Here is a 12,295-nt window from a genome sequence, read left to right on the forward strand (position 1 = left end):
GGGCCGAACGGGCCGCTCAGCGCCTCCGGCCGCCCCGGAACGGGGGGCCTGGCGGCTCAGAACAGGCTGATGGAAGCGAAGTGCAGGGCGATCTGGGGCATCACCGAGAGCGCGATGCCCGCGAGGGCGGTGAGCGCGATGGCGAGCGCGAGCGGAAGCGGGACGGCGAGGCGCGCCGGGCGCGCCGTGAGCACGCCCGCGGCGCCGGCCACCGGATCCGCCTGCGCTCCCCCGCCCTCTGCGACCCTGGCCGCGGCCAGGGCGGGCTCCGGCTCGGCCTCCGCGGCCTCGGGGGCGCGGAAGAGCACCGCGGTCCACCGCAGGTAGTAGTACAGGGCGATCACGACGTTGAACGCCATGACGACCGCCAGCCAGCCCAGGCCCGCGTCCACCGTCGCCGAGAACACCGTCACCTTGGCGAACAGGCCGATGATGCCCGGCGGCAGACCGGCCAGGCAGAGCAGGAAGAAGCCGAGGGACAGGGCGACCAGGGGCCGTTCCGCGTACAGGCCGCGGTAGTCGGCGATGCGGTTCAGCGGACGCGAGCGGGCGACCAGCGAGGCCACCGCGAAGGCACCGAGGTTCACCACCGCGTACATCAGGGCGTACGCGACGGTGGCTCCGACCTGGGCGTCGCTGGAGTAGGCCGCCGCCGCGACCGGTGTCAGCAGATAGCCGGCCTGGCCGACCGAGGACCACGCGAGCAGCCGGACCGCGCTGTACGCGCGCGTGGCCGACTGGCGCAGCGCCGCCACGTTGCCGACGGTCATCGTCAGTGCGGCGACGACCGCGATCGCGGGGCCCCACACGTCCGCGTACGCCGGGAAGGCGATGACCGCGACCAGGATCAGGCCGGAGAAGCCGACGGCCTTGCCGACGACCGAGAGGTAGGCGGCGACCGGCAGGGGCGCGCCCACATAGGTGTCGGGGACCCAGAAGTGGAACGGGACGGCGGCCGTCTTGAAGGCGAAGCCCACCAGGGTGAGCGCCACGCCCGTCTGAGCGAGGGTGTCCAGCTGGTAGGGCACGTCCGCGAGGCGGTTGGCGATCTCGGTGAGGTGCAGGGTGCCGGTCGCCGCGTAGACGAAGCTGACGCCGAGCAGCATGACGGCGGTGGCGGTCACCGACGACAGGAAGAACTTGAGGGCCGCCTCCGAGGAGAGCCGGTTGCCCTGCTTCAGGCCGACGAGCGCGAACGCGGGCAGCGAGGCGACCTCCAGGGCGACCACCAGGGTCGCGAGGTCCCGGGAGGCGGGCAGCAGGGCGGCGCCCGCCGCCGAGGAGAGCAGCAGGAACCAGAACTCGCCCGCGGGCAGCTTCTCCTCGGTCTCCGTCATGGAGAGCAGCGCCGCCAGCAGGGCGCCGCCGAGCACCAGGAGCTGGATGACCAGCGTGAACCGGTCGACGGTGTAACTGCACGCCTCGGGGTTGGTGGTGAGGCAGAAGGTGGAGCGCGCCGACTTGTGCAGCGGGGCCAGGCAGGCCAGCGCGGCGGCGAGCCCGGCGACCGAGAGCCAGCCGAGCAGCGGCTTGTGGCGCCGCGGCAGGAACAGGTCGGCGACCAGCACGATCAGCGCGACCGACGCGGTGATCACCGGCGGGGCGATCGCGAGCCAGTCGACGGACTGGACGACGCTTGCCGCGCCGGAGACGGATGCGGCGCTTGCGGCGGCCACGGTCACGACTTGCCTCCTGCGAGGAGCTGGTGGACGGCCGGATCGGTGAGGCCGAGGAGGACCGCGGGCCACAGGCCGGCGAGGACGGTGAGGGCGACGAGCGGGCTCCAGGACGCCACTTCGTACCCCTGGACGTCGGCGAGCCGCGGCTCGTCGGCCCGGTCGGCGGTCGCGCCCATGCAGACGCGGCGCACGACCACCAGCAGGTACGCGGCGGTGAGCAGAGTGCCGAGGGCCGCGATGGCCACGAAGGTGAGGAAGGCGGGGCGGCTCAGGCCGTCGGCGGGGTCGAAGGCGCCGAACATCGAGAGCATCTCGCCCCAGAACCCGGCGAGGCCGGGCAGGCCGAGCGAGGCGACGGCCGCGAAGGCGAGCAGGCCGCCCAGGCGCGGGGCGCGGCCGTAGAGCGCGGCGCCGGTGGCCCCGGCGAGGGTGTCCAGATCCGCCGTGCCGTACCGGTCCTTCAGGGCGCCGACCAGGAAGAACAGCAGGCCGGTGATGAGGCCGTGGGCGATGTTGGCGAAGAGCGCGCCGTTGACGCCGGTGGGGGTCATGCTCGCGATGCCGAGGAGCACGAAGCCCATGTGGCCCACGGAGGAGTAGGCGATGAGGCGCTTGAGGTCGCCCTTGTTGCCCCGCTTGGCGAGGGCCAGGCAGGCCAGCGAACCGTAGATGATCCCGGCGACGGCGAAGGCGGCCAGATACGGGGCGAACCGGTGCATTCCATCCGGCGCGATCGGCAGGACGATCCGGACGAATCCGTACGTACCCATCTTCAGCAGGACGCCGGCCAGCAGCACCGAGCCGACCGTCGGCGCGGCGGTGTGCGCGTCCGGCAGCCAGCTGTGCAGGGGCCACATCGGGGTCTTCACCGCGAGCCCGAGCCCGATCGCCAAAACGGCGATGACCTGCACGGACGTGGTCATGCCCCGGCCGTTGTCAGTGGCGAGTGCCACCATGTCGAAGGTGCCGGTCTTCAGCCCGATCAGCAGCAGGCCGAGCAGCATCACGACCGAGCCGAGCAGGGTGTAGAGGATGAACTTCCAGGCGGCGGCCTGCCTTTGGCCACCGCCCCAGCGGGCGATGAGGAAGTACATCGGGATGAGGACCATCTCGAACGCGAGGAAGAACAGCAGCAGATCGAGGACGGCGAAGGTGGCGAGGGTGCCGGACTCCAGGACGAGCAGCAGCGTGACGAACGCCTTCGGGGACGGCCCCGCGGGCATCTTGAAGTAGCTGTACAGCGCGCAGAGGAAGGTCAGCAGCGCGGTCAGGACCAGAAGGGGGAGGGAAATGCCGTCGATGCCGAGGTGGATGCGCACATTGAGCGTGGGGATCCACTTGATGTCCGTCGTGGCCTGCATCTTCGACGCGTGGTCGCGGTCGAAGCCGAGCGCCAGGACGACGGCCGCGAGCAGGATCGCGCCGGTGACCGTCACGCCGTGGCGGAGCACGGCCTGCTCGGGCGACTTCCCCTTCAGCCCGGGCGGGGCGGGCAGGAGGGCCGCCACCGCGCCCAGGAGCGGGCCGACGACGACGAACGCGAGAAGGAACTGCATCACGGACGCGCTGATATCAATCACGGCTCACGATCCGGCGTTGACGTTGGCGAGGACGACGGCGACGAGCGCCAGGACGGCGGAGCCGGCGAGCAGCGCGCTGAGGTAGGTCTGCACATTGCCGGTCTGGGCCTTGCGGACGGCCGTGCCCAGCCAGCGCGGGACGGCGCCCGCGGCCTGTACGTACGTCTCCACGACCTCGCGGTCCAGGAAGCGGACCAGGGAGGCGGCGGCGAGCACGGGGCGGACGAACAGCTTCCGGTAGACCGCGTCCAGGTGGAAGCCGGTCGCCGCGTGGCGGTGCAGCGGCCCGAGCAGCAGCCGGCCCGGGTCGGCCGGGTCCTGGGCGGAGGCGATGTCGCCGTAGGCCGGGGTGTGGCTGGCGATGGCCTCTTCCTCGACCGCCCCTCCGTCCGCCTCCGGGTGGGCGGCGACCGCGCCGATCGGGGTGCGGGCGGCCAGGGCGCTGGTGTGCCGCCAGGTGGCGTACGTGACGAGTCCGCCGACCAGGGCGACACCGGTCGAGAGCACCGAGGTCGTCAGGGCCGGGGTCAGCGCGTGGCCGTCGAACCAGTCGTCGAGGTAGCCGGTGGTCAGCCCGAAGCCGATCGAGGGGATCGCGAGCACCCAGAGCACCGCGTTCATCGCCACCGGCTGGCGGCCGTGGTCGGGGGCGGGCGCGCCCTTGCCGTGGAAGGCCATCAGCCACAGCCGCATGGCGTACGCGGCGGTGAGCAGGGCGGTCAGCAGCCCGGCGATCAGGACGATCCAGCCGGAGCCCTCCGGGGCGACCGCGCTGTCACCGACGGCGGTGTGCTCGGCCGCCGACAGGACGGCCTCCTTGGAGAAGAAACCGGCGAAGGGAGGGATCGCGGAGAGCGCGAGCAGGGCGACGGTCATCGTCCAGTACGCGTCGGGGATGCGCTTGGCCAGGCCGTCCATGCGCGACATGGCCGACAGGGAGTTGGTGCCGGCGGCGTGGATGATCACGCCCGCCGCGAGGAAGAGCAGCGCCTTGAAGGCGCCGTGCGACAGGAGGTGGAAGACGGCGGCGCCGCGGTCCCCGACGGCCAGGGCGCCGGTCATATAGCCGAGCTGGCCGATGGTCGAGTAGGCGAGGACGCGCTTGATGTCGTCCTGCGCGAGGGCGGCGAGCGCCGAGCCGACCATCGTGACGGCGGCCATCACGGCGAGCACGGTCAGGGCGGCGGCCGACGCCGCGAAGACGGGAAGGAGGCGGGCCACGAAGTAGACACCGGCGGCGACCATCGTGGCCGCGTGGATCAGCGCGGAGACGGGGGTCGGGCCCGCCATCGCGTCGGGCAGCCAGGTGTGCAGCGGGAACTGCGCCGACTTGCCCGCCACACCGGCCAGGAGCAGCAGGGCGATCAGCGTCGGGTGGTCGATCCCGCCGGTCAGCGCGGCCTGGACGACCCCGGTGATCCGGAACGTACCGGCGTCGGTGGCCAGGGCGAACAGACCGATCAGGAAGGGGACGTCACCGAGCTTGGTGACCAGGAACGCCTTCAGGGAGGCGGCCCGCGCCTCGGGGGTCTCCCAGTAGTGGCCGACCAGGAAGTACGAGCAGATGCCCATGATCTCCCAGCCGACCAGCAGCACCATCAGGTCGCCGGAGTAGACGACGAGCAGCATCGCGGAGGTGAAGAGGGAGACGAGAGCGGCGTACGAGGGGTAGCGCGGGTCGTCGCGCAGGTACCCGGTCGAATACAGCTGCACACAGGTCGCCACCAGGCCGACCAGCACGGCGACCAGCACGGCGAAGCCGTCGAGGTGCAGGGCCAGGTCGATCGGGACGGAGCCGGTCGGGGTGAGCCGGGTCGAGGCGTCGATCGACTTGCCGCCGCCCTGGTCCGCGGCGACGGCGACGGCCAGCGCGAAGGCGGCCAGCGTCGGCAGGACGGCCAGGGGCCGGACGAACCCGGGGGCGGTGCGGCCGAGCAGCAGTCCGGCGACCGCGCCGAGGAACGGCAGGAGGGGGACGAGTACGGCGAGGGTCGTGGTGGTCACGCGGCGGCCTCAGCCTTCTGTGCCTCAGCGGAGGGGTCGTCGGGGCCGGAGCCCTCGGCGGTGTCGCGGAGCCGGTCGATGTCCGAGGTGCCCCGGTTGCGGTACACCGCCAGGACGATCGCCAGGCCGATGCCGATCTCGGCGGCGGCGATGGCGATGGTGAACAGGGTGAGCGCCTGTCCGGCGTGCACGGTGTCGCGCAGCCAGACGTCGAAGGCGACCAGGTTGAGGTTGACGGCGTTGAGCATCAGCTCGACGGACATCAGGACCAGGATCGCGTTGCGGCGGGCGAGCACTCCGTACACGCCGGTGCAGAAGAGCAGGACGGCGAGACCGGCCGGATAGATCAGGTGCATCAGCGCTGCTCCTTGTCTCGCGGGGCGTCTCGCAGGTCGTCTCGGGGGGCGTCGCCGGGGGCGCTGCCGACGGCGCCGCCGGGTTCGCCGCTCTTGCGGGACATGACGATCGCGCCGACCAGGGCGGCGAGAAGGAGGACGGAGAGCGCTTCGAACGGCAGCACCCAGTGGCGGAACAGGATCGAGCCGGTGACCTTGGTGGAGCCTTGGCCGGGGCCGTCCAGGTTGATCCACGTCGTACGGAAGGCGTCCAGGACGACCCAGAGGAGGGCGCCCGCGGCGGCCAGGGCGACGACGAGGGCGGCCCATCTGTTGCCCGAGTCGGCGTCCGGGGAACGGCCGATCGGGGCCTTGGTGAGCATCAGACCGAAGAGGAGGAGGACCACGACGGAACCGACGTAGATCAGTACCTGCACCCAGGCGATGAACTCGGCGGTGAGCAGGAGGTACTCGACGGCGATCCCGCCGAGCGCCACGACCAGCCAGAGGGCGGCGTGCACCAGCTGCTTGGTCGTGACCGTGAGGACGGCCGCGCCGAAGGTGACGGCGCCGACGAGGAGGAACGCGATCTCGACGCCGGTCGGGGAGAGGAAGCCGTGGTGGACCGGGTGGTGACCGGCGGCCTGGGCTGCCTGGGCGGCTTGGGCTGCCTGGGCGAGGAGGTGTGTCATGCCGGGCCCTCCTCGGCCTCGTCGGTGGCGGCGGCCGGTTCGGCGGCCCGTGCCGCCTCGGCGGCGGCGAGCTTCTCGGCGGCCTTGCGGGCCGAGACGATCTCCTTGGGCTCCTCGGCGCCGGGGTCCAGGGCGGGCGGGGCCGGGACGGTCCACATCCAGTCGCGGAGCTTGTCGCGCTCGTGGGTGAGTTCGTGGATGTCCGTCTCCGCGTACTCGAACTCGGGCGACCAGAACAGCGCGTCGAAAGGACACACCTCGATGCAGATACCGCAGTACATGCAGAGGGAGAAGTCGATGGCGAAGCGGTCGAGGACGTTGCGGCTGCGCTCGCGGCCACCGGGGGCGGCGGCCGGGATCGTCTCCTTGTGGGAGTCGATGTAGATGCACCAGTCGGGGCACTCACGGGCGCAGAGCATGCAGACCGTGCAGTTCTCCTCGAACAGGCCGATCACGCCCCGGCTGCGGGGCGGGAGTTCGGGCTGGGCGTCGGGGTACTGCGCGGTGACCGTCTTCTTGGTCATCGTCCGCAGGGTGACGGCCAGGCCCTTGGCGAGGCCGGAGCCCGGGAAGCGGGACCGGGTGGACGGGAGGTTTGCAGCCATCAGCTGATCGCCACCTTCACGATGCCGGTGAGCGCGATCTGCGCGAGAGCGAGCGGGATGAGCGTGGTCCAGGCGAGCTTCTGCAGCTGGTCCTCGCGCAGCCGCGGATAGCTGACGCGCAGCCAGATGACGACGAAGGCGAGGAGAGCGGTCTTGAGGAGCGTCCACACCCAGCCGAGTCCGTCGGCGCCGAAGGGGCCGTGCCAGCCGCCCAGGAACAGGACGGTGGTGAGGCCGCACAGGACGACGATTCCGGCGTACTCGGCGAGGAGGAAGAGGGCGAAGCGCAGACCCGTGTACTCGGTGTACGCGCCGAAGATGATCTCCGAGTCGGCGACCGGCATGTCGAAGGGCGGGCGCTGGAGTTCGGCGAGCCCGGCGATGAAGAAGACCAGGGCGCCGACGATCTGCCAGGGCAGCCACCACCACTCGAAGGCGTTGAGGATGCCGGGGAGGGAGACGGTGCCGGCCGCCATCGCGACGGAGGCGGCGGCGAGCAGCATCGGCAGCTCGTACGCGAGGAGCTGGGCGGCGGTGCGGAGTCCGCCGAGGAGGGAGAACTTGTTGGCCGAGGCCCAGCCCGCCATCAGCGAGCCGAGTACACCGACGCCCATGACGGCGAGGACGAAGAAGATGCCCGCGTCCACGACCTGGCCGACCGCCCCCTCGCTCGGGCCGACCGGGATGGCGACCAGGACGAGGAGGTAGGGCAGGAGGGCGACGGCGGGGGCGAGCTGGAAGACGCGGCGGTCGGCGTCGGCCGGGACCACGTCCTCCTTCTGCGCGAACTTCACGCCGTCGGCGACGAGCTGGGCCCAGCCGTGGAAGCCGCCGGCGTACATCGGGCCGAGGCGGCCCTGCATGTGGGCCATCACCTTGTGCTCGGTCTGCCCGATGACCAGGGGCAGCACGAGGAACACGGCGAAGACGACGAGGAGCCGGAGGGCGACGTCGAGTGCGTCGTTCACGCGGGATCGCCTCCGGCGGGGGTGTCGGATTCGGGGTCGGGTTCGGGTCTGGCTTCGGCTGCGGGGTGGACGCGGGTGCTGGCGCCGGGGCCGCGGTCGCGGTCGCCGGTGGCGTTGCCGGTGCCACGGTCGCCGGTGGCGGGCCTGGTCTCGGGCTCGGCCGTCCCCGTCCCCGTCCCCGTCCCCGTCCCCGACTCCGGCTCCGGCTCCGGCTCCGGCTCCGGGGCGGCATCGACCCCGGGCTCCGGAGTGGGTGCGGAGTCGGCCGCCCTCGACTCCGGGGTGGGCTCGGGCTGGGCTGTGGGCGCCGGTTCCGTACGGGCGGGTGCGGCCGGGGTGTCCGGGGTGTCGTCGAACGCCGGGCGCGGGTTGTTCCAGGGCGCGTCCGTGCTGCGGGTGCGCGGTGGGGCCGCGTTCTCGGGCCGGGCGACCGAGGAGGCGGAGCCGGACTCCTCGGCGGGGGCCGCCGCCTGGGACGCGGAGCCGTCCGCCGCACTGCGAGAACGGCGGGCCGGGCGGGCCGGGGTGTCCGCTGTGGGCTCACCCGTTGCCGGGGCCGACGTCTGGGATGCCGAGCCGTCCGACGCACTGCGACTGCGGCGCGCGGGACGGGCCGGGGTCTCGGGCGCGGCCGTGCCTTCCGTCGCCGGAGCGCCGGGACCGGTGGCCGGTTCAGTGGCCGGTTCAATGGCTGGGGCCGCCGCTTGGGAGGCCGAGCCGTCCGACGCGCTGCGAGTGCGGCGGACGGGGCGGGCCGGGGTGTCCGTTGCGGGCTCGCCCGTTGCCGGGGCCGCCGCCTGGGATGCCGAGCCGTCCGAGACGCTGCGGGTGCGGCGCGGGGGGCGGGTCGGGGTCTCGGGGGCGGTGGTGCCGCCCTCCGGCGCGGGCTGGGAGGCCGAGCCGGCGGCCACCGTACGGGTGCGGCGTACCGGGCGGTCGCCCGCCGCCCGGGGGGTGCGGGCGGGGGCCGGGGGGAGCTGGCCCTTCAGGGGGCCCCAGTCGTTGGGGTCCGGGACGCCCGGCGGGAGCATCTGGCGGCGCTTGGGCCCGCCGTGCTCCGACTCGCCCGGCTCCTTCGCGCCCGGCCACGCCTTGGCGACCCGTGCCGCGAGGACGAAGTCCTTGCGCAGCGGGTGGCCCTCGAAGCCCTCGGGGAGGAGGAGGGGAACCAGATGGGGGTGGCCCTCGAACGTGACGCCGAACATCTCGTGCGTCTCGCGCTCGTGCCAGGCGGCGCCCGCGTACACGTGCACGGCCGAGGGCAGGACGGGCGCGGTGTGCGGCACGGTCGTACGGACCAGGAGGCGGCGGACGCGGCGGTCCGCCAGGGAGACGACGTGCGCGCAGACGCGGAAGCCCGTGCCCGGCTCGTCGACCGCGCTCAGCCAGTCGAAGTAGGTGCAGCCCAGCGTGGTGCGGGCGGTCTCCAGCGCGGCGATCCAGGAGTCGGCGGGGACGTCGACAGTGAGGAGGCCGTACGCCTCCTCGGCGGTGGCCTCCTCGCCGAAGATCTCCGCGACGGCGTCGGGCAGACGGTCGTACGAGGTCACTGCGCGGCCCCCGGGGTCGGCGTGTCGTCGGCGGGGACGTCGGCGTCGGCCGCTGAGGTTCCGCCGGCGCCCCCCGGCGCCGCCGGAGCGGCTGCCGCCGGTGCCGGAGCAGGAGCCGGAGCGGAGGCCGATGTCACTGCCTCCGGATCCGCCGCCACCGGCGCCTTCACCAGCCCGCTCGTCAGCTGGGCCGTCGTCGGGCGGGTGCTGTAGCGCTCCTCCAGCGACTCGCGGGCGATCTTCTCCTGGAGCTTGAGGATGCCCTGGAGCAGCGCTTCGGGGCGGGGCGGGCAGCCGGGGACGTAGACGTCGACCGGGATGATCTGGTCGACGCCCTTGGTCACCGAGTACGAGTCCCAGTACGGGCCGCCGCAGTTGGAGCAGGCGCCGAAGGAGATGACGTACTTCGGCTCGGGCATCTGCTCGTACAGCCGCTTCACGGCCGGGGCCATCTTGTCCGTCACCGTGCCGGAGACGATCATGAGGTCGGCCTGGCGCGGACCGGGCGCGAAGGGGATCACGCCGAGCCGGATGAAGTCGTGGCGGGCCATCGAGGCCGCGATGAATTCGATGGCGCAGCAGGCGAGTCCGAAGTTGAACACCCAGAGGCTGTAGCGGCGGCCCCAGTTGAGGACCACCTTCATCGGCTCGGGCGCCAGGCGCGAGAGCACGCCCAGGCGCTGGCCCTGCACGGCGGGAGCCCCCGCGGGCGCCGGTGCGCCGTTTTCGGCCACCTTCGGCGTGGGCAGGAACTGGGGGTCCGGAGTCGTCACGTCCATTCGAGGACGCCCTTCTTCCATGCGTAGAGCAGTCCCACGGCCAGGAAGCCGAGGAAGATGAACATCTCGACCAGGGTGGCCGCGCCGAATCCGGGGGCGGCGAAGACGGTCGCCCACGGGAAGAGGAAGATCGAGTCGACGGCGAAGATCACGTACAGGAAGGCGTAGACGTAGTAGCGCACCTGGGTGTGCGCCCAGCCCTCGCCGACGGGGTCCACGCCGCATTCGTACGTGAGCAGCTTCTCCGGTGTCGGGACCACGGGCCGCAGCAGGCGCCCGGCCCCGAAGGCCACCGCGACGAACAGCACGCCGACGACGGCGAGCAGTCCGACGACCGAATAGCTGTGGAAGTAGTCCGCCGACAGCTGGCGTACGGTCGGTTCCGGCACGTCCGCCCCTCGCTCCCTGACCTCGTTGCAGTGTGTTCGACGATCTGTACGCACGGGAGTCTAGGCCCTGATAAGGGGACCGTAAGCAGGTGTCTCACGCAGGTTGCACACCTGGCGTCCGCGCGGCCGTGTCCCGAAGTCGCCCCGCCGGGCGTCCCCACGGGCCTCGCGCTCCCCTCCCGGCACATGTCCGGAAACGGCCCGCGGCCCCGGCCGACGGGGCCCGCGGCAGACGTCCGGTGACCCCGTGGTGGGGTTTTCCCCCGGGCGAACCGGCGTAGTCACCCCATGGCGTCCGCCCGCCCGGCCCGGCAGGCTTGCCCTCATGACCAGCACTTTCCGCGACGAGCAGCCGACCGGCGGGCGCCCGGGCCGACGACCGGCCCGGCGGCCCGACCTGCCGAACGACGACGACCGACTGCCCCCGGTGCGGTTCGCGTACGACCGGCGGACCTGGCAGGAGGTCGCTCACCTCCTCACCAACCTCCCGATGGCGCTCATCGGCTTCGTCTACGTGGCCGTTCTCGTCTTCACCGGAGCCGGCCTCTCCGTCACGGTGATCGGCCTGCCGCTGCTCGCGGTCGGGCTGCTCGGCGCCCGTCAGCTCGGCAAGCTGGAGCGGGCCCGCGCCCGCGCGCTGCTGGGCGTACGGGTCGAGGAGCCCACGCCGATCCCGGTCCGGGCGCTGCGGCCGGGCGGGCCCGGCGGCAGGGGCGGGGCCACGCGCTGGCTGTGGACGAGCCTGAAGGACCCGGTCGGCTGGCGGAACGTGCTGTACGAGTTCATCCGGCTGCCCTGGGGCGTCTTCACCTTCGCGATCACGCTGATCAGCCTCTTCGTGGCGTGGCCGGTGCTCGGCTTCCTCGCCAGGCTGCTCACCAACGCCGACCGGGCGATGGTGCGCGGGCTCCTCTCGCCCTCCGACGACCTGGAGCGGCGGATCGCCGAACTGGAGTCGGACCGGGGCGTGGTGGTGGACACGGCGGCGGCCGACCTGCGCCGCATCGAGCGGGATCTGCACGACGGGGCGCAGGCGCGGCTGGTCGCCCTCGCCATGGGGCTCGGCCTCGCCAAGGAGAAGCTCCTGGAGGACCCGGACGCGGCGGCGGCGATGGTCGACGAGGCGCACGGCGAGGTGAAGCTGGCCCTCCAGGAGCTGCGCGACCTGGCCCGGGGCATCCACCCCGCCGTCCTGACCGACCGCGGCCTGGACGCCGCACTCTCCTCCGTCGCCTCCCGCTGCACCGTGCCGGTCCGGGTCACCGTGGACGTACGGGAACGGCCCGCGGCGGCCATCGAGGGCATCGCCTACTTCACGGTCTCCGAGCTGCTCCAGAACATCAGCAAGCACAGCGGCGCGCGGACCGCCTCGGTGGAGGTGTGGCGGGCGGGCGACCGGCTGCTCATCCAGGTCGAGGACGACGGCCGCGGCGGGGCGAGCCTCGACGGCGGCTCCGGGCTGGCGGGCCTGGCCGAGCGGCTGGGCGCGGTGGACGGGCTCTTCGTCCTGGACTCGCCGCCCGACGGGCCCACCGTCGTCACGGCGGAGCTGCCGTGGCGGGCGCGGGGCCCGAAGGAATAGCCCGGCGCGCACCCTCCACCCCCCGCTCGCGCGCCCCGCGCGCACGCCGGGGTAGGGAAAACCCCCGCCCAAGACGGTGACCGGCTCCATGGTCGGCAGCACCCGGGCACAGCAGGCTTATACGTACGACAG

Annotated in this window: 11 protein-coding genes; 1 reads left to right on the forward strand and 10 read right to left on the reverse strand. The window is 72.9% G+C overall.

All coding sequences use genetic code 11. The annotated features are described in order from the left end of the window. Nucleotides 1-56: 56 nt before the first annotated feature. From AB5J87_RS14975 to AB5J87_RS15020, 10 genes are all read right to left on the reverse strand, one after another. Nucleotides 57-1,682 (reverse strand): NADH-quinone oxidoreductase subunit N, encoded by a 1,626-nt coding sequence (locus AB5J87_RS14975; protein ID WP_369377110.1) that lies wholly within the window; start codon nt 1,680-1,682, stop codon nt 57-59. Beyond that, a complete protein-coding gene (locus AB5J87_RS14980) occupies nt 1,679-3,235 on the reverse strand; it encodes an NADH-quinone oxidoreductase subunit M (protein ID WP_369383530.1) in 1,557 nt (518 codons plus the stop codon). The genes AB5J87_RS14975 and AB5J87_RS14980 overlap by 4 nt, the downstream gene beginning before the upstream one ends. A gap of 27 nt (nt 3,236-3,262) precedes the next feature. After that, nucleotides 3,263-5,263 carry an NADH-quinone oxidoreductase subunit L gene (locus tag AB5J87_RS14985; protein WP_369377111.1) on the reverse strand — a complete coding sequence of 667 codons (2,001 nt, stop codon included), beginning with the start codon at nt 5,261-5,263 and terminating at the stop codon, nt 3,263-3,265. Continuing rightward, entirely contained in the window at nt 5,260-5,619 is a 360-nt protein-coding gene (gene nuoK, locus AB5J87_RS14990) for an NADH-quinone oxidoreductase subunit NuoK (RefSeq protein ID WP_369377112.1), read from the reverse strand. Before nuoK ends, AB5J87_RS14985 begins: the two co-directional genes overlap by 4 nt. After that, nucleotides 5,619-6,290 (reverse strand): NADH-quinone oxidoreductase subunit J, encoded by a 672-nt coding sequence (locus AB5J87_RS14995; protein ID WP_369377113.1) that lies wholly within the window; start codon nt 6,288-6,290, stop codon nt 5,619-5,621. The genes nuoK and AB5J87_RS14995 overlap by 1 nt, the downstream gene beginning before the upstream one ends. Beyond that, on the reverse strand, nt 6,287-6,895 hold the full coding sequence (locus AB5J87_RS15000; RefSeq protein WP_369377114.1) for an NADH-quinone oxidoreductase subunit I: 609 nt from the start codon (nt 6,893-6,895) through the stop codon (nt 6,287-6,289). The genes AB5J87_RS14995 and AB5J87_RS15000 overlap by 4 nt, the downstream gene beginning before the upstream one ends. Then, complete coding sequence (locus AB5J87_RS15005; protein ID WP_369377115.1) at nt 6,895-7,863, reverse strand: NADH-quinone oxidoreductase subunit H; 969 nt, start codon at nt 7,861-7,863, stop codon at nt 6,895-6,897. The genes AB5J87_RS15000 and AB5J87_RS15005 overlap by 1 nt, the downstream gene beginning before the upstream one ends. Further along, entirely contained in the window at nt 7,860-9,413 is a 1,554-nt protein-coding gene (locus AB5J87_RS15010) for an NADH-quinone oxidoreductase subunit C (RefSeq protein WP_369377116.1), read from the reverse strand. Before AB5J87_RS15010 ends, AB5J87_RS15005 begins: the two co-directional genes overlap by 4 nt. Then, nucleotides 9,410-10,057, reverse strand: a complete 648-nt coding sequence (locus AB5J87_RS15015) for an NADH-quinone oxidoreductase subunit B (protein ID WP_369383531.1) — start codon at nt 10,055-10,057, stop codon at nt 9,410-9,412. Before AB5J87_RS15015 ends, AB5J87_RS15010 begins: the two co-directional genes overlap by 4 nt. Before the next feature lie 125 nt (nt 10,058-10,182). After that, the gene (locus tag AB5J87_RS15020; RefSeq protein WP_190092168.1) at nt 10,183-10,581 is read right to left on the reverse strand and encodes an NADH-quinone oxidoreductase subunit A; all 399 of its coding nucleotides are present in this window, start codon (nt 10,579-10,581) and stop codon (nt 10,183-10,185) included. Nucleotides 10,582-10,906: 325 nt separating this feature from the next. On the opposite strand from AB5J87_RS15020, the gene AB5J87_RS15025 reads away from it, so the two are divergent. After that, the gene (locus AB5J87_RS15025) at nt 10,907-12,163 is read left to right on the forward strand and encodes a sensor histidine kinase (protein ID WP_369377118.1); all 1,257 of its coding nucleotides are present in this window, start codon (nt 10,907-10,909) and stop codon (nt 12,161-12,163) included. Nucleotides 12,164-12,295 lie beyond the last annotated feature (132 nt).

It is taken from the genome of Streptomyces sp. cg36, from assembly GCF_041080675.1.
Classification (GTDB): domain Bacteria; phylum Actinomycetota; class Actinomycetes; order Streptomycetales; family Streptomycetaceae; genus Streptomyces.